Genomic DNA, 18,096 nt, shown 5'->3' on the forward strand with positions numbered 1-18,096 from the left:
TTACTTATGGATCTAAGAGATGTAAAATTGTGTTAGCAAGAATATCCAGAAAGATTGGTATTAAAAACAGAAAAGAGTGATGAAGATGGGCATTGATTTTCACAATAAGGACAATCAAACTACTTATACAACTCGGCATGCTGACCATTCATGGATTGAAACAATGAAAGAATTAGTCCCTATCACGAGTATTAATAAGGCTGCAGATATTGGCTGTGGCGGAGGGATTTACGCTAAAGCATTAGCCGATATGGGCGTAACTTCTGTGATCGGTGTGGATTTTTCAGAGGCTATGCTCGTTGGGGCAACAGAAAATTGTAAACAATATCATCAAATAACTTTCAAGCAAGGAAATGCTTTGGCAACAGGCTTAGATGATGACAGCTGTCAGTTAGTACTAGAACGAGCTTTAATACATCATATCCAAGATGTAAAGGCTTGTTTTCAAGAGGCATATAGAATTTTGGAGGATGAAGGGGTCTACATTATCCAAGATCGGACACCTGAAGACTGTCTTCTTAAGGGAGATGACTGCCATATTAGAGGCTATTTCTTTGAATGTTTTCCAAAATTAAAGGAACAAGAAATTAAACGGAGACATAGTAGTGAGCTAGTCGTTGAGACCCTTAAGGAAATAGGTTTTAACGAGATTACAGAAGTAAATTTATGGGAAACAAGAAATGTGTATGAACTGCAAGAGCAATTGTTAAACGATTTACGGGCAAGAACAGGTAGAAGTATTTTACACGAAATAGACGATGAAGAATTAAATGATTTAGTGAATTATATTGATCAGGCTATTACAACTGAGAGTTCTATAGTGGAAAAGGATAGATGGACCATTTGGAAAGCCGTGAAATGATTATAAAAAGGATTCTTTCTGATGAACTATCCGACGGTAAAGTAGCTCAATCAATTATTCATCGATTCGATAAAAAGATACAAGCTCTCGTTCGTTTTTCAAACGAGAGCTTGTATCTTTTATTCGCCAACTAATGCGAGCATGAATTTGTCTCGATCTGCTTCCTCCTGCATTTTATTCTCGACGAGCATTGCACCGTATCTCACATTTGTCATATCCCGATCAACTAGAAATTGAACATTCACTTTTGCAGCTTTTTTATTGATAGGGCAATCTCCTTTAAATTCTACAACGTCCTGTCCTTTTTGAGTTTTAAAATATACCCAATATGGATTTTTACAAGTGTTGGCAAAGCCAGATTCTAACGTCTTATTACTATTTTCTAATGAATAGCTTTTAACATATGTAATATATTCATTATCTGTAATGTCCTTTTGTGGACCGTAAAAATACCAGAATACCCCTAAAATCCCGATTGGCACAATCCACAGAATGTTCCTTTTGCTTAATTTCCCCATAATTGAAAGCCCCCTTTATGAGAATATTTTATCATCTTTACACTGATTTTTGCTAGCTTACAATAATATTTTCTAGCCTAAGAATTATTATTGTAGATTACGTCATTTTGTCTGTTGTTTGTTGATTAATGGTTTTTTTATTTCAAAATATTTATGGGAAACTATGAGGCTTATAATGACGTCATTTATGAGCGTATGTAGGTATTCAACTTGGGCTATGTCACAATGTGGGCTTTAAGCACCTGAAAAGCCAGTACTTGTTACATTACAAAATGAACACCTAGAAATTAAATGCAAGGAGATTTACAAAATGAATTATGGATTGTTTCAATGGATTAATGATATAGCGGGGCGCTATCCTTTTCTGGATAAAGGGATGATCTTCATCACCGATAGTGTTCCTTATGTCGTAATCGTATTTATGTTATTTTTATGGTTTACTGCAAACAAAGAAAAAAGGGTAGAAAAACAATATACTGCTATATACATTGTCTTTACATGTTTACTAGGATTGGGTTTAAACGCACTCATGCACTTGGTCTACTACCATCCACGACCATTCATCACATATAGTGTTCATCAATTAGTACCGCATGCTAATGATTCTTCGTTTGTAAGTGATCATTCCGTATTAGTATTCGCTGTAGCATGTACGTTGCTTTTACGAAAAGACTCGTGGAAGCTTCCTGTTTTGGTATGGGCTATCCTAGTAGGTATTTCCCGTATCTATGTCGGCGTTCATTATCCAGCGGACGTGATTGGCGGAGCCCTTCTGTCATTTGGGGCAAGTTTAGTCATTATTAAGTCTTCTAAAAAAATGGAGCCGGTCGTACAAATCCTATTTAATATCTATAATAGACTAACGAAACGTATCCCTTTTTTAGCGAAATTCAGCCATTAAGATCTGTGTCAGGAAAATAGTCGTTTTATAATTTTTTAAGAGTATGTTTTTTATTTAATTGAAAAGCATGCTCTTTTTTTTATATTATAAATTTTGAGCCAGAAGTAAAAACGAGTGTAAAGTTAGGGTAGCTCAAACTTTGATAATGGTCGATAGCGAAGTAATGAAAGTACAATACATATAATTATTATTATCTATCCTTAGACTAACAAAAAGGAATGAATATTGTGAGAAGAAAAGGCCATTTCATAGACAAAAACAAAAATCAGATTTTTAACGATGAAGCATTAGTTTCAAGTAAAGTTTACCCTGATACTCCTACATTACAGGAACTTGAACAAATGATTTTTAATGGATCAGTAGAAATGATATTTATCTGTAACTATCAAACAGAACAAACAAGCAAATTAGAGCTACTGTCGATTAATGATGTTCAGTATGAATGGCATACGAAATATAAAAATAATATTAGCCTTGATGATGAAGCGTATCTAAATGATTTCCCTAATGGGTACTGTTTTTTTGTTGAGCTTTGGGAAGGCGAAAAAGGAACTCCTATTTTGGTGTTATTCGAATGCCATTAAATTGAAGGGATAGGTAATTGGATTGGGGTAGACTTCACTAAATTTAACCTCAGCTCTCCTTTCACGTTCGGAAAAGTTAATGACGGTCATGTTGTGAATTTTAATGAAAAATTAAAATCATCCGGTCTTAATGTGACCAATAGAAGTCAATTTGGCATTGATATCGATACTGAATTGTATTTCATAAAAAAATTTGGTAAAATAAAAATACAAATTATGAGAGGACTGATGAGTGGACGATGATTAACTAAACTATATTTTTATTTGAAATGAACAACTTCAAACTTCAAATTACAAAATATAGGATTAGTCTGTCCATTTTTATAAATCAGTTTATACTTTATTTGTCATGTTTCCGATGGCAATTAAGGGACTTATTTACGATCAGTAAAAGACTAATCCTTCCAATTACAAATTGGGAGGATTTTTTTATTCTCTCATAAACAATTTAAACGATAAGGGGAGAGAGAAATGGGCGATTCAGATACTATTGTTACGCATGTATTACTCCGTACAGGTCGTTAATATCCATCAAACTTATGCGGAGAAATTTAGAATGGATGGATATGCCGACTTTGTATGAAAAATAAAAAGTGTTGATATACAAAGGAGGAATTATCATGTCAATGATACAAGTTCAAAATTTAACTTTTTCTTACCCAAGCAGCTTTGACAATATTTTTGAAAATGTAAGCTTTCAAATAGATACGGATTGGAAACTAGGATTTATCGGTAGGAATGGGCGAGGAAAAACAACATTCTTTAATTTATTATTAGGGAATTATGAGTATAGAGGGAAAATCAATTCTTCGGTCGAATTTAATTATTTCCCTTATCCAGTTTCGGATAAAAACAAGTATACTCATGAAATCATGGAAGAAATTTGCCCCCAAGCAGAAGATTGGGAAATTCTTCGTGAAATATCCTATTTAGACGTTGATGCCGAGGTCATGTATCGACCTTTTAATACATTATCAAATGGGGAACAGACAAAGGTGTTGCTTGCTGCACTTTTTTTAACAGAGGGGCAATTTCTATTAATTGATGAGCCAACCAACCATTTAGATACGGAAGCGCGAAAGATAGTCTCTGAATATTTAAGGAAGAAAAAAGGATTTATTTTAATTTCACATGACCGAAATTTTTTAGATGGCTGTGTTGATCATATTTTATCTATAAATAGGGCAAATATTGAAGTTCAAAGTGGTAACTATTCTTCTTGGAAGCTGAATTTTGATCGACAGCAGGAACACGAAGAGGCGACTAATGAGCGTCTACAAAAAGATATAGGGCGATTAAAACAATCTTCGAAGCGTACATCCGGTTGGTCTAATCAAGTGGAAGCTTCCAAAAATGGGACAACGAATTCAGGCTCTAAGTTAGACAAAGGTTTTGTAGGACATAAAGCAGCGAAGATGATGAAGAGAGCAAAAAACATTGAATCAAGGCAACAAAAAGCTATTGAGGAAAAGTCAAAACTGTTAAAAAATGTGGAAAAAACCGAGTCATTAAAATTAGAATCATTGGCCTTTCATTCAAATGAATTGATTGTTATGGCCGACGTGTCTGTTCAGTATGATAACCAAATAGGGAATAAGCCAATTAGCTTTAAACTTGAACAAGGTGACCGAATTGTGCTTGATGGAAAGAATGGAAGCGGAAAAAGTAGTATACTCAAACTCATGCAAGGAGATCCGATACAGTATACGGGCTCGATGTATGCAGGTTCAGGCCTCATTATTTCCTACGTCCAACAAGATACTTCTCATTTGAAGGGAATGTTATCGGACTTTATTGAAGAGCATGGGATTGATGAAACGTTATTTAAATCTATCCTACGTAAGATGGACTTTGACCGCATTCAATTTGAAAAAGATATTTCTCATTATTCTGGCGGACAAAAGAAAAAGCTACTTATCGCCAAAAGTTTATGTGAAAAAGCGCATATCTATATTTGGGATGAACCGTTGAATTTCATTGATATTTATTCGCGCATGCAGATTGAAGAGCTTATTCAAAAATTTAATCCCACAATGGTATTTGTTGAGCATGATCAAGCATTTCAACAAACAGTTGCAACAAAAACGATAACGCTGTAAACATGATTAAACTATATGAAAGCTAAAACCGTTTAAAGAAGAATCCATTTTGATCAATCTTTTCAAAATGGATTCTTTTATTTTTTGTCAACTAATGATGTAGGTAATGTTTTTTCATCAAATACAGACCTTGAAAAAGGAAGACGAAATTCACTTGATTTCTACGCAAATTACAAGCCTATTTCTAAAGCGTATTACACGTATAATGATTGGAATTAGCGGAGAAAAAACGGTGAAGTATTAAGATAAATAATGAAAGAAGGCATATGGCATGTCATTAGAAAATTTAGTAAATCGTATTTGCATAGAGGCTAAAAATAGAGATAGTAAAAAAGTAGACGAGTTACTATATCAACTTTGTGAGTATGAGAATCTTAAAATACTGGATATTTATCCATATCAAATAAAAAGTAATGAAAAGTTTAGTCAAGTAGAAGTATTCTTTGATAAATTGGAAAGTAAAGATTTTCAACAAAAAACTCAGGATTTTCATTCGTATTTTAAAAGCTTAGAAAAATTCGAGAAATTTTTTGAGCTGATATGGTTAGGATCATCTGAATTTTATGCTTCTTATGCTGTACCATTAACTTTGTATAAAGATACAATGTATTATAAATTCTACGAGAGGGAATGGAATGAAATATTACCCAAAAAACGTGAAGAATCAAATTTAATAAACATTGATGAGTATTCTATGTTACTTTCTCTCATTAAATTAGCTGTTTCGGATCATCTTGATGTATTCTTCATTATACCTGAAAAGAATATTGTATTTAGAGGGGATGGATTAGCGTTTATCCTATATAGTGAACATAATCTTGATCTATTTGAAAAGATAGCTAATACTGAGGGGCTCTATATACGTTGATACTCTAACTATATTGGACTTCTATTGAAAGAATAGGAGAGGTTAATCAGTTGCTGAGAAGCCTTTCGTAGTGAAGTACATTGCAGATGTTTAATAACATAAAAAAAGAGAGTAAGGTACTACTCTTAGAATAAATAGGATAATATTTGCATAATTTCGAGCTTAACCAGAAGCCGTTTTTACGGTCATTGCACAGGCTAAATATTAAATACAAAACGTCAAACAGGGTTCACATTATATGATGTGAACTTTGTTTGACGTTTTCTAGTTCTTTATAATATTTTGTCGTCAAACTGCATCTTATATCAATTATCTTGCGCATGTGATGCAAGAATTGAAATATTCTTCTACACTTTTACCTATTTCGATGGTGTATATTGCCATATAGGACTTTAGACAGTTGAGTCATTTCTATATTTCCTATAATATGTAATTGTAATTGAAAGTGATAATCATTATCAATTGATTTTAGCAACATATTTGTTCCCATTCAATTCTTATCATCAGTCTTTTTAATTAGGGAGACTAATTTTTTATCAGCGAGTGATAACCATTATCATTTGGTAGGGAGAAGGTTTTGTGAAAGGATGATTAATTACATGCAACAGATTGCTAAACAGATTGCAGAAAATGCAACGTTTCAGGCGTTTATGAATTGTTATATACGAGAGGTGAGTAGCGGACATTGGGTCAGGAAGGAGGAGTGGATAAAAGAACAGCGACTATCTATCTTGATTACAGAGGCACATATGTTAGAGATTGAGTTGCCGATCCAAAACACACGTTTTGCATTTGGCGTGGAATACAAATCTCTTGTTGGAAGACATATATTTGGTGTTTCCTTGAAATATTGTACGAAACAAAAACAATGGCTTGTCGAAGATAAATTAACGATACTCATCACGCTCATTCAGGAACTGCATTTTATGGCAAAGGCGGATGGATGTCTTGGACTTTCTTCCCATTTTGATGAACTGATTCTTCGTATAATTGAGAGCTATCAAACGATGGCAAATTATATTGAAAAGAGTTTGGAAGGTAAGAAACAAAATGGAGCTAACTGTACGTTTATTGAAGCTGAGCAGTCTAACTTACTTGGACATTGGCTTCATCCGACACCTAAAAGCAGACAAGGGATGGCAGATTGGCAACAAACGAGTTTTGCGCCAGAGTTACAAGGTTCTTTCCAACTTCACTATTTTCGTGTCGACCGTAAAATTGTGAAAGAGTCCTCTGTATTAGAAAAAAGTGCAAGTGAACTCATTTCTCAGTCTTTAACAAAATCACAACCCGATTTTGTTATGTCAGAGACAGATTGCTTCATTCCGATGCACCCGCTTCAAGCACAGTGGCTTTTACAGCAACAGTATGTAAAAGAAGCGCTTGCTGAAGGGTTAATAAAATACGAAGGTGCGCTTGGGGCATTTTATACAGCAACCTCTTCGATAAGAACGGTATATAGCTCAGATGAAGAAATGATGTATAAGTTTTCAATTCCTGTAAAAATAACGAATTCATTGAGGGTGAATAGAACTCATGAACTAAAAGCTGGAATTGTTATGGCTCGGTTAATGAGTAAGATTGATTTCTTACAGAACCATCCATCTTTCCGGATGATTGATGACCCAGCCTATATGACTGTAGAGTTCCCAAATCAGACGGAATCAGGGTTTGAGGTTATATTGCGCTCAAACGTATTTCCTAAAGGACATGATGAAGGAATCTGCATGATTGCTACTCTTGTGCAAGAGCCCTTGCCAAATGAAAAATCAAAACTGTGTCAGCTCATTATGAAAATCTCACAATCAGAATTCCGCTCATTAGAGAGTGTAAGCTTAGATTGGTTTAAAGTGTATTGGAAATGCGCTATTGAACCATTATTAAGATTATACGATGAGCATGGAATAGCTCTCGAAGCACACCAGCAAAATAGTCTGTTAAACATTTCTTCAGGTTATCCAACTACTTATTATTATCGTGATAACCAAGGTTATTACTTATCAAAAACATATAAAGAAGTACTTCTTTCAATAGAGCCTTCTTTACATGAAACAGCTGAGCTATTTTACGAAGATGCCCTTATTCATGATAGATTTACATATTATTTGTTTATGAATCAATTATTCCCCATTATTTCCCGATTTGGAGCGGATCAGCTAATCGATGAAAAAATTCTTTTGAAGTGGTCTATCGATCAACTGCACTTATTAGAAAAAGAATTTACAGGTTTCGGGAAGGCATTTGTTCGTAACATTCTAAAACAAGAAGAGCTTCCGTTCAAAGCAAATTTATTAACAAGGTTTCATGATGTAGATGAACTAGAAGCCGAACTTGAACAAGCGGTATACACGAAAATTCCAAATCCGTTCGTTCTTCAGCATGAGGAGGAAGAATATGCAGCAGCTACAGCCTTTAGCTTCTAAACAAGGAGAGCTACGAGTAAGGCGGCAGCTTGTAGAAGCAATGATTTTTGAAGGACTGATCAAGTATGAAGAAACACCTTTAGATAAATGGACTTCAATTTTTACACTTATTGGTCAGAAGTGCACCTATCGTTGTGAAGGAAGAAGAATGGCGTTTGATCGCATCCGAATACAGGGAGATAGTATTTTTCTAGTAAGAAAAGATGAAACGTTACTAGAAGCACCACTTGAGGATCTAGTAGATGAATTACTTTCGACTCGTAAAGACAAAGTTCGGTTACTGAAAGAACTTCATTTGACGAGTAAGCTATGTGAATGGAATGATCGTCATCTCCAACTGCCGATGTCGAGAAGAAATTCGAGCTATGAAGAATTAGAATCAGAAATCATTGAAGGACATCCATATCATCCTTGTTATAAATCCAGAACCGGTTTTACGATCGACGACCATAAAGACTATGGCCCTGAGGCAAAGCAATCTTTTACCCTTCAATGGGTTGCGGTACGAAGAAGCTACGTACGAATTTCTGTTCTTGAAGAGGAAGAGAACTTTTGGAAAAGAGAGCTAGGGCATTTGCTGTGGGAAGACCTTCTTGCAACGCTAGCGGTATTCGATGGAACATTTGAAGAATATACGTTCTTACCGATTCATCCTTGGCAATGGCATAACATGAAACAAGAACTTGCTGGATTAATGGAGCAAAAAGATCTAGTACCTCTAAATGTGAAAGGAGATTACTATAGGGCAACCCAATCAGTGCGAACATTATGGAACTTTTCAAATCTGAAAAAGGCGCAATTAAAATGCTCGATGAATATGGTGAATACCTCTTCATTACGAAAGCTACATTCTCATGCTGTTTGTGCCGCTCCTCATATTTCAGCATGGCTTAAACAGGTAGTTCAATTAGACGACTATTTACAAAAGGAAGCGTCTCTTATTGTACTGGAAGAATATGCAGGGATTATTTTTGAACCGAATACAAAAAAACATAGTAGAAAACTAGAAGGTCAGTTAGGTTCCATATGGCGAGAAAGTGTGCGCACGTATATGAAGGATGAAGAGGAAGCGGTACCGTTTACGGTACTAATGATGATGGAGTTAGATGGGCGTCCATTTATTGATGATTGGCTTTGCCGATATGGAACGGAGGAGTGGGTAAAACGCTTGATAGAAGTGAGTGTTATTCCTGTGTGGCACTTGCTTGTCGCTCACGGTATTGCTGTTGAGGCACATGCGCAAAATATGATTTTATTACATCAAAATGGATGGCCGACTCGAGTTGTACTGAGGGATTTCCATGACAGTATCGAATATATGGAAGAATTCATTGCAGATAGAAGCCTCGTTCCAGACTTTGAAACGATACACGAACGTTTTAAAGATGCACATGTCGATCATTATTATTGGATGTCTTCTGTAGAGGCTTTACGAGAGTTAGCTATGGATACACTATTCGTGTTTCATTTAAGTGAACTATCTTATTTGCTAGAAGAGCAGTATGGATTTGAAGAAACACGTTTTTGGAGTCTAGTTAAGAACGGAATACAGAAACACTTTGAACGTTTTCCATCATTACGCTCTAGAAATGAACAGCTTCAGCATACTAGCACACATATTTATGTTGAATCTTTACTAACAAAGAAACTTCAAAATCAAGAAGAAGGTAATTTTCGACATATCGTCAACAATACGTTGGCGCAAGCGGATGAAAAGGGGAAATGATGATGTTTTATGTCAATGATCAATTTTATACAGTAGAAGATATCGAGAAGCAATTTGAACTATATGAAAGCTTACCTCACCTAAGAGAGTGTAACAATCGCAGACTAGCTATTTGTACGGATGATACTTTCCAATATATAGCTCTTAGTTTATACATTCGCGAAAAAGGTGGATCAGTTGTCCCAATCCATCCAGCGACGCCAAAAGAGGGATCTGTACTGCTTGCTTCTTCAGCACGTAGTCATCTTTTGTTGTTCCAATCAATCGATTCTTTCATCGAACTATCAAATCATGTCAATAACCAAGAAGGCGTATTAGTTCAAATGAGCTCAGGTACAACGGGAGCTCCGAAATGTATTGAACGAACGTGGAGTTCAGTGGAAGAAGAGATTGAAAGTTATGTAAAGACATTACCTGTCGATTCCTTGACAAATTCTGTTGTTGCTTGTCCGGTTACTCATTCTTATGGATTCATCTGTGGTGTCTTAGCTTGCATAAGAAGGGGAGCAAAGCCGGTTGTTATTACGAATAGTAATCCTAAATATATTTTGAAAAAGCTAAAAGAATATCCTAAGCACATCCTCTATGGGGCTCCAGCGTTACTTTATACATTAAGTAAATTATTACCGGTTGATCAACAATTTGATCGTGTGATGACGTCAGGAACTGTGATGCCACATAGCTGGTTGACATCGCTAAGAGAGAAATCTAACCAAGTACTACAGCAGTATGGATGCTCTGAATCTGGGTGTGTTGCGATTCACCCTAATGTGGAAGATCCGAAAGAAATGGGTTACCCCCTTCCTCATGTGAAGGTGACAGCTGGTGATAAACAAACACCGAGCGAAATTATCATTGAATCGTCTACACAAACAATTCATACGAAAGATCTTGGCTATATAGAAAATAATGTTCTTTCTTTTCTTGCAAGAATAGATGACACGATTAATGTAGCAGGCTTGAATGTGTATCCGCAAGAAGTTGAGGCTGTATTAATGGGTGAGCCAAGAATAGTCGAAGCTGTCGTATATAAGAAACAAGACAACTTATCAGGAGAGCGAGTATGCGCACTATATGTGTCTACTGAACCAATCGATAGTATGGAACTTAGAGAATGGTGCCGGAAATATCTCGCTCCACATCAAATTCCGATGGAGTTTGTGTTTGTTCATGAAATTGAAAAGCTACCTAACGGAAAAGTAAGTAGAAAAAAACTTGGAGGCATACCAGTATGACGCGCCAACAATTGATCAAGAGCATCTATGATATTATGGAAAATTCATTAGAGTTGCAGACACTGTCTTCTTTTAATGAAGATGCCCGATTAAATGAGGATTTGTATATGGATTCAATTATGGTCCTTCAACTGATTCTTCATATAGAGTTGGATCTTGGCATCCCCATTCCCGATGAGGTTCTCGTTCCTAAAGATTTCAAAACAGTAGGAACACTAGCAAGCTTTTTAGAAAAACAGCAAAAGGTAGAATAATCGGAGGCTAAAAATGATAAAAGTTCATTGTTTTGTAAGCTGTGTTTGTGAGGTTATTAAGAAAACGAAAGGCGTCGATCATAGGCCCTACTATTTTGGGGTATGGGACGCAGATTTTGATGTCCTCGAAAACGGAGTGCTAGCATACCACTCTGATCAAATTGATCATCATTTCTTTCAAACATGGTATGAAATGCTCTATGGAATTAAGCTTTACAAATGGTATGACGAAAAGCAATCAAAACAAGAAAATACAAACAATCTACTAAGGTTATTAGAGAATAAATCGCCACATCAACATGTGATGGTGATGCTGGATTTATCGATGCTTCCAGAGCGAGAAAATAAATTTCATCAACGTCCATTCCCTCATTATGTGATGCTAGAATCGACTGAAAATGAAGAAGAATGGTTTATGTATGACCCTGATTTTCGCTGGGAAGGGATTTTACCGAAGGAGAGAATTTTAGCTGCAATTCAAGAGCCAACTGTCGAAGGTGGCTATTACTTTGATGCTGAGACGATTATTGCGCCAACTACAGAGACGGTTGAAGCCTATTTTAATACATGTATCAAGCTTCATTGTAATCCGTTGACAGATGCCATTACCGAAATTATTAAAGAGTATATTTCAGGAAAAGAAAGTATGTCAAAACTTCCGACTGCCTTAAAACAATTGCCGGTTATAGCGATTAGAAAGTATGCATATGAGCATGCGTTTGCATTTTTTTGGGAAGCACTTGGCCGCGAAGAGGAAGGCTTTGACACATGGTGTGATGAAATTGAGCGTCTAGTGAATGGCTATACAACGATTCAGTATCGGGCGATGAAGCTTGCGATGACGGAAAATTTGATATTAGCGGAAGATATTTTTGTGAAGTTAGAAGAACAAAGTCTCCTTGAGTTCAAGATTAAGCAAGGATTACAAGAATGTTTTGAAGCATGGTTAACATTACAGCACAAGAAAGAGGTTAAAGTATGAAACTATCTATCTGTACAATCTCGTTTCGGCACCATCTCCACTCGATTGACCAATTAGCCCAATTTGCAAAAACGCAGGGGTTCCAAGGAATCGAGCTCTGGGGTGTTCATGCAAAAAACTTGGCAGACGAACTTCATTATGGAGCAGATTGGCTAAGCTCCTACGGTTTGGAAACGAGCATGCTTAGTGATTATTTGCCATTAGAAGCACCAGTTTCTGAGATGATGGCTGAAACAGAGAGGCTATCTTCACTTGCAAGGCGCTGGGGAACAAATAAGATTCGTACATTTGTAGGAAAGAAGGGCAGCTCAGACACAAGTACGAAAGAAAGGGAAGAACTTATTTTTAGGCTTAGAATGCTCTGTGATTATCTTGAGTCAAAAGGACAATATTTGCTTGTCGAAACTCATCCGAACACATTGACAGATAATCTACCTTCAACAATGCAGTTACTCGAAGAAACGGATCACTCAAGCTTACGAGTGAACTTTGATGTTTTACATATATGGGAATCAGGGATGAACCCTATTGTCGCTATGAAGCAACTTCGTCCTTATATCTCACATTTTCACTTTAAAAATATTGCCTCACGTACACAACTTGATGTTTTTGCTCCAAACAATGTTTATGCTGCAGCAGGGTCTAGAGAAGGGATGGTTCCATTGTTTGAAGGTGCAGTTGATTATGGTGAATTCCTAGCAGAAGTAGATTCAAACATGGAGATAGATGCGTCACTGGAATGGTTCGGAGCCAATGTGAAGAGCGTATTAGCAAAAGATGTTCAGGAGATTAAGAAGTCGTTGCAGTTGGTGAAAATATAGTGTTAGGCTGTTTACATCCCGCACTGACGATGGGATATATTGCTGAGTTAGGTTTGCCTGAGATAAAAATTGAAATAGGGATTTGGGCAGCTAAAGTTTATTAATATGTTTTAGTAAACAGAGTATCCCAAGGAAAAGCTGTGGTCGTCTTTTCCTTGGGTTTTTGTATATGTTTATGGCACATAGAGCAACAGTTAAGAAGAGCTTATTAATGAAACTAATATGGTGGGGAAGCGATTTTCAATTAAGCCAAGGTGAAATTGAAAAACTTAAATCATCTTTTTCAGAACCGAGTATAAAAACTCAGCATCTTTTCCGACTCCGCAAATAAGTGCCGATCCTCTTTGATGTTGCCACGGTAGTCCAATATAATATAACCCTTGTATTGGACTCAAACCTCTTTTATGAAGAGGGAAACCATTTGCATCTAAAACTCCCTCTATGTCTACCCATTTGTAGTCAGGAACAAATCCTGTTGACCAAATAATATTTTTCACGTTTGTTTTACTACGATCATTAAACATTATTTCTCCGCCTTGTATCTTTATGACTCTTGGTTTAATATTTATTTTTTCTTTACGAATCAGATGCTTTAACTCAAGTCCAAAAATAGGGTCACTTTGTTTTCGAAACCATAATCCGCGCCTTGTATCCGTTCCTGCATATAAGAGACCAATTTTTTCTAACCAGTAAAAAATGCTTTTCCCTATAATATTAAGTGGTAAAAATTTAAAAGGATGGCTAATAGCGATGGTTACTTCACGATTTTCTGCAAGTTCTGTCGCAATTTGCGTACCAGAATTTCCTCCTCCAATTACAAGAACAGGGCCATCTGGAATCATCTCAGGTGATTGGTATTGAGAAGAATGAATTTGAAACACCTCTCGTGAAAGACTTTGGGAAATTGAAGGAATGAACGGTTTCTGAAAAGCACCAGATGCGATGATAACATGTTTAGAATGAAATATCCCCTTATCAGTAGTGACTTCAAATGTACTTTTTATTTTTTGTACTTTAAGTACAGTCGTCTCCATTTTCACCGGTAACAAAAAACGTTCAGCATATGCTTCAAGATAATCTGCGATTTCATCCTTTGTAGGCAATGCATTTTTATCTCCTTCTAATCTCATCCCTGGCAGTGAACTATATGATTTAGGTGTAAATAAAATCAAGGAATCATACCTATTTCTCCATGTATCCCCAATTCTTTTTTTTCCATCGAATATTACAAAATTATAGCCTCCTTGTTGCAAATAATACCCCATGCTTAATCCAGCTTGTCCAGCACCAATCACAATAATATCTAACATCTCTTGATCCCACTTTCTATTTAAAAATCAATATATGTTCATTTGTTCATATATTCATATATTAAAGTCATTATAACAACTCCTTCTCACACGTCAAGTAATGTTCATCAATTATGATTAGAGTTTTTTTAATGTTTTAACAAAGTTATAGGGATGGTACGAATTGAACAATCAGCTCATAGGTGGAAAAAAGCTTGTAAAAAGAATTTATTGGGCTCACAGATTCAAGGGAAATGGGTTCTGGCAGACCATTAAAACGACAACTTACACCATCGGAAATAATTGAATTACAGGATGCAAGAATTAGGCTACTAGAGGGACAAATGGTAGGGGAGGGAACTGTTAGGTCAATGCGCTACAAGAGTCGTTTTTTTGTCATTTGAGGTAGACTAACAATCTTGTAACACATTAAAAGAGCTTAAATCAAAATTAAATCATTATATGGTTAACTATAACAATTATCGTCATTAAGGGAACTTAAAAAAGATGATCCCTATTCATATAAGAATCACCTTCTAGTTGCTTAATCTCTTTTATATTGTGTCCAGGACATAGGTGCCGTTTTAACAAGTTGTTTTTCTTTTCCTTTTACATTTTAAGGGCCTATATTACCCATTTTTCTATTTACCTCGATATACGTAATGCTGTGTGGCATTTCCTGCATTAAATTGCTCAGTAATATATTGTACGGCCTCTTGTAGAGCTATTTTACTGTTACAAGTGAAAACATCTATTGCAGCATAACCGTACTCTGGCCACGTATGAATCGTCAAATGTGATTCTTGAATGATGACGACACCGCTAACCCCGTAAGGTGAGAAATGATGGAAATTTTCTGTTACAATCGTTGCCTTTGCTTTGTGGGCAGCTTGACACATAATTGTTTTAATTTTTTGTACATCATTAAGTAATGCAACATCGCAATCATGCAACTCTAATAAAATATGATGGCCTAATGCATGCTGATCCTGCGTTTTTTGTACTGTTCTCTTTATTTGTGAAAACTTTTTATTTTTGCAGCTAGGGCAACCACTGGACTGAAGCTGAGTAATCGTAGTGTACTGATTTTTAGCACCTACTATAAGTGAGTGTTTACAACGAATACACTGATAAACGACAGATTTTCGCTCAACTTCTCCAGTGTAAATTGGCCGCGTAAATTTTCGCTGATTAGGAATGTGGGAAATCATATGTTCTGTTGTTTGTAATACGAATAACTGACTTGTAGCGCCTAAAATCTGCGCACCTTCATAGGTGTTAATGTCGTATTTAATACTATTGATCACGAAGCCCATAGCTTGTAAGCTTTGCTGTAGCTCCCACTGTTTTTGATAGCTCCGTTTAGCGTAGGAAAAAAACACATGTCGCATCGCTTCTGGCTTGAGCGCATTAATTGCACGTGATAAAAAGAGCTGTGCGCCAATCAAGGTATACGGCGTATCTGTGTATACGCAATCAAACTGATGGGCGTATGTTTTAGGCAAAGGCTCCTGAACGTTATAATAATCTGCTTTAATCGGAAGCTCATAGTCTTTAGCTATGTTGCTAATTGTACTTAAGACTCGTCTATCAATATCTAATACAACAATTTTAGTTGCAGAATGTGGAGCGATTTTCTTTAGTAAAAATGCTAATGCAATACTAATAAAATCATCGTCGCCTAAACATAAAATGCGCTTATTGAGTAGCATTGTATAGTCTAGTGCGAGCAATGCACGTTTTAATGCTGTATCAACTGTACATTTGGCTTGATCTATTGCTACGTCAGCTGTGGGTCTAGCATCATAAATGGTGCTTAACCCGCTAATATTTTGTGCAATCCATTCTGTACGAAACGAATTATCTGTCGTTAATTGAAAATAAAGTTTAGCATTTGCACCTGAGAGTTGAAAATATTGTGAGATAGCTAGTTGGCCCTTTTTCGTTAAGCTATGTTTACCCCATCCTTGCTTGGCAAATTCTTTCTTCATTGCAGAAACGATAGGTATTGGTAAGTCTGTCATATTAGCTAAAGATTTGGTTGTACAATTTTTATGAAAATATAAAGCAAGTAAAGCCTTTTCTAATGTGTGATAATGTTCTTCAAGCAGCATATTAGCTGTAATTTGTTGTAATTGTTTTTGCATTGTAGATTCGTCCTCTCAATTTTAAATAGAAAAAATTGAAATTATCTAAATCAACGAATAGAAAAAAGCGCGACTAAAATTAGTCGCGCTAAAATGTTTATACGAAGCTAACTAATTCTAATCTTGCTATTTTTTTGCATAACAAATAACACCTATATCGGTGGTTTGCTCAACAAAATTAAGCTATAAAGTTGATTTAGATTAGAATTCTACATTTAACAAAAAGTTCACCCTTTAATAAAATAGTATTTTTACTATACAATAGATGTGGGAATTTCACAAGTTTTAGAAAGTATCACTAAATAGTGTAATTTAATAAGAAATATTTAGGGGGTACATTTACTGAAATACGCTCTATTTGATATGATTTTTCGATGGATGAAAAAAAGTGGAAATATATATAAAGTAGTTAAATGACATTATATTTATAACCAGTATGTTTTTTAGGAGCCTTAAATGAAGTTTTCTAAAATAAATAATTCGAAAGAGATAAAGAATAGGGGAGGTTGATCTTAAATGGGACTTAGAATAATCATTGCTGAGAAGCCGTCCGTAGCGAAGCATATTGCGGAAATGGTTATTTCATTACGTGTACTTTTGGCCAACTTTTGCGGCTTTTTGATGCTAAAGAATATGATAAAAAGATGGGGAAATGGCAGATGGACTATCCTTACAAGGTGAAGAAGGATCTAAAAAAAAGAAAAAGAAGACTTTGGAGCAAGAAAACAGCTGAGAGTCACTAATAGTTAAATGAAGAGACAAGATGTTCAAATGGTCATTTCTACGTGTGATAACGATTTATCTCTATAAATTTATATGTACATAATTGTGTTTTGGGACAATTTTTTACTTTTAAAAAGAAAAAATTTAGTATCCGTCAACTTCAAAAGATACTTGAGTAAGAAGTTGGCGGGAGTGCTATGAACATCTATACTTCTAAAATGATAGTTATTGTTAAAAATTGAATTAATGCTAGAACTCAAATCTACTATGGTTTACTGCACAGAGAAAAAAATTCGGGAAAATACCCCAGATACTCCAAAATCTCCAGGTAATCTTCAGATAGTCTTCACAGTAACTACAGATATCGCCTATATAATCAAGACTGTAAGACAAAATACTTTAAAAGGAGATTAAAAACTATGAAAAAGAGAAAGAAATTGGCTGCTACTACTTTAGGTGCTGTATTTGCACTTTCAACTTTTGGAGCTGCGTTTGCTGCCGAAGTCCCAACCGAAATTATTGGAGATAGTGAATATGTGAAAGGGCAAGTTAGTAAACCAGCTAACTTTGATGAGATTTCTAAAGAAAAAGTACAAGAAATTTTTAACCAAGTAAAAGCAGGTACATTAACGAAAGAGGAAGCAATAAAACAACTTGATGAAGC

15 protein-coding genes and 2 pseudogenes are annotated in these 18,096 nt (G+C 35.6%); 14 read left to right on the forward strand and 3 right to left on the reverse strand.

Annotated elements, in window-relative coordinates; translation table 11 throughout:
* Positions 1 to 85 precede the first annotated feature (85 nt).
* Complete coding sequence (locus tag ACQKN4_RS13900) at positions 86 to 862, forward strand: class I SAM-dependent methyltransferase (protein ID WP_427483959.1); 777 nt, start codon at positions 86 to 88, stop codon at positions 860 to 862.
* 119 nt (positions 863 to 981) lie between these two features.
* On the opposite strand, the gene ACQKN4_RS13905 is transcribed toward ACQKN4_RS13900, so the two are convergent.
* Complete coding sequence (locus tag ACQKN4_RS13905) at positions 982 to 1,380, reverse strand: glucosamine 6-phosphate synthetase (protein ID WP_079560333.1); 399 nt, start codon at positions 1,378 to 1,380, stop codon at positions 982 to 984.
* Positions 1,381 to 1,690: 310 nt separating this feature from the next.
* On the opposite strand from ACQKN4_RS13905, the gene ACQKN4_RS13910 reads away from it, so the two are divergent.
* From ACQKN4_RS13910 to ACQKN4_RS13960, 11 genes and pseudogenes are all read left to right on the forward strand, one after another.
* The gene (locus ACQKN4_RS13910; protein WP_427483960.1) at positions 1,691 to 2,281 is read left to right on the forward strand and encodes an undecaprenyl-diphosphatase; all 591 of its coding nucleotides are present in this window, start codon (positions 1,691 to 1,693) and stop codon (positions 2,279 to 2,281) included.
* Between the two features lie 218 nt (positions 2,282 to 2,499).
* Positions 2,500 to 2,865, forward strand: coding sequence for a hypothetical protein (locus ACQKN4_RS13915; protein ID WP_427483961.1), 366 nt, complete (start codon positions 2,500 to 2,502; stop codon positions 2,863 to 2,865).
* Between the two features lie 620 nt (positions 2,866 to 3,485).
* Positions 3,486 to 4,964 carry an Lsa family ABC-F type ribosomal protection protein gene (locus ACQKN4_RS13920; protein WP_427483962.1) on the forward strand — a complete coding sequence of 493 codons (1,479 nt, stop codon included), beginning with the start codon at positions 3,486 to 3,488 and terminating at the stop codon, positions 4,962 to 4,964.
* A 271-nt stretch (positions 4,965 to 5,235) separates the two neighbouring features.
* On the forward strand, positions 5,236 to 5,832 hold the full coding sequence (locus tag ACQKN4_RS13925) for a hypothetical protein (RefSeq protein WP_427483963.1): 597 nt from the start codon (positions 5,236 to 5,238) through the stop codon (positions 5,830 to 5,832).
* Positions 5,833 to 6,419: 587 nt separating this feature from the next.
* On the forward strand, positions 6,420 to 8,255 hold the full coding sequence (locus ACQKN4_RS13930; RefSeq protein WP_427483964.1) for an IucA/IucC family protein: 1,836 nt from the start codon (positions 6,420 to 6,422) through the stop codon (positions 8,253 to 8,255).
* Positions 8,227 to 9,981, forward strand: a complete 1,755-nt coding sequence (locus ACQKN4_RS13935) for an IucA/IucC family protein (RefSeq protein WP_427483965.1) — start codon at positions 8,227 to 8,229, stop codon at positions 9,979 to 9,981. The genes ACQKN4_RS13930 and ACQKN4_RS13935 overlap by 29 nt, the downstream gene beginning before the upstream one ends.
* Entirely contained in the window at positions 9,978 to 11,216 is a 1,239-nt protein-coding gene (locus tag ACQKN4_RS13940) for an AMP-binding protein (protein WP_427483966.1), read from the forward strand. The genes ACQKN4_RS13935 and ACQKN4_RS13940 overlap by 4 nt, the downstream gene beginning before the upstream one ends.
* Complete coding sequence (asbD, locus tag ACQKN4_RS13945; RefSeq protein ID WP_427483967.1) at positions 11,213 to 11,470, forward strand: petrobactin biosynthesis protein AsbD; 258 nt, start codon at positions 11,213 to 11,215, stop codon at positions 11,468 to 11,470. The genes ACQKN4_RS13940 and asbD overlap by 4 nt, the downstream gene beginning before the upstream one ends.
* Positions 11,471 to 11,483: 13 nt before the next feature.
* Positions 11,484 to 12,452: a DUF6005 family protein gene (locus tag ACQKN4_RS13950; RefSeq protein WP_427483968.1), complete on the forward strand. Its 969-nt coding sequence runs from the start codon at positions 11,484 to 11,486 to the stop codon at positions 12,450 to 12,452.
* Complete coding sequence (locus tag ACQKN4_RS13955) at positions 12,449 to 13,273, forward strand: sugar phosphate isomerase/epimerase family protein (RefSeq protein ID WP_079560342.1); 825 nt, start codon at positions 12,449 to 12,451, stop codon at positions 13,271 to 13,273. Before ACQKN4_RS13950 ends, ACQKN4_RS13955 begins: the two co-directional genes overlap by 4 nt.
* Positions 13,274 to 13,287: 14 nt before the next feature.
* Positions 13,288 to 13,377 (forward strand): annotated as a pseudogene (locus ACQKN4_RS13960) (RidA family protein); the annotation flags it as partial.
* Positions 13,378 to 13,542: 165 nt separating this feature from the next.
* On the opposite strand, the gene ACQKN4_RS13965 reads toward ACQKN4_RS13960, so the two are convergent.
* Entirely contained in the window at positions 13,543 to 14,583 is a 1,041-nt protein-coding gene (locus ACQKN4_RS13965) for a flavin-containing monooxygenase (protein ID WP_427483969.1), read from the reverse strand.
* A 620-nt stretch (positions 14,584 to 15,203) separates the two neighbouring features.
* Entirely contained in the window at positions 15,204 to 16,709 is a 1,506-nt protein-coding gene (gene speD, locus ACQKN4_RS13970) for an adenosylmethionine decarboxylase (protein ID WP_427483970.1), read from the reverse strand.
* Between the two features lie 516 nt (positions 16,710 to 17,225).
* Here speD and ACQKN4_RS13975 point away from each other — a divergent pair.
* The gene (locus ACQKN4_RS13975; protein ID WP_205756630.1) at positions 17,226 to 17,390 is read left to right on the forward strand and encodes a hypothetical protein; all 165 of its coding nucleotides are present in this window, start codon (positions 17,226 to 17,228) and stop codon (positions 17,388 to 17,390) included.
* Positions 17,391 to 17,851: 461 nt separating this feature from the next.
* A pseudogene (locus tag ACQKN4_RS13980) lies at positions 17,852 to 18,096 on the forward strand (hypothetical protein); the annotation flags it as partial.

The sequence above is a fragment of the Lysinibacillus sp. NPDC093692 genome, assembly GCF_050280125.1.
GTDB lineage: Bacteria > Bacillota > Bacilli > Bacillales_A > Planococcaceae > Lysinibacillus.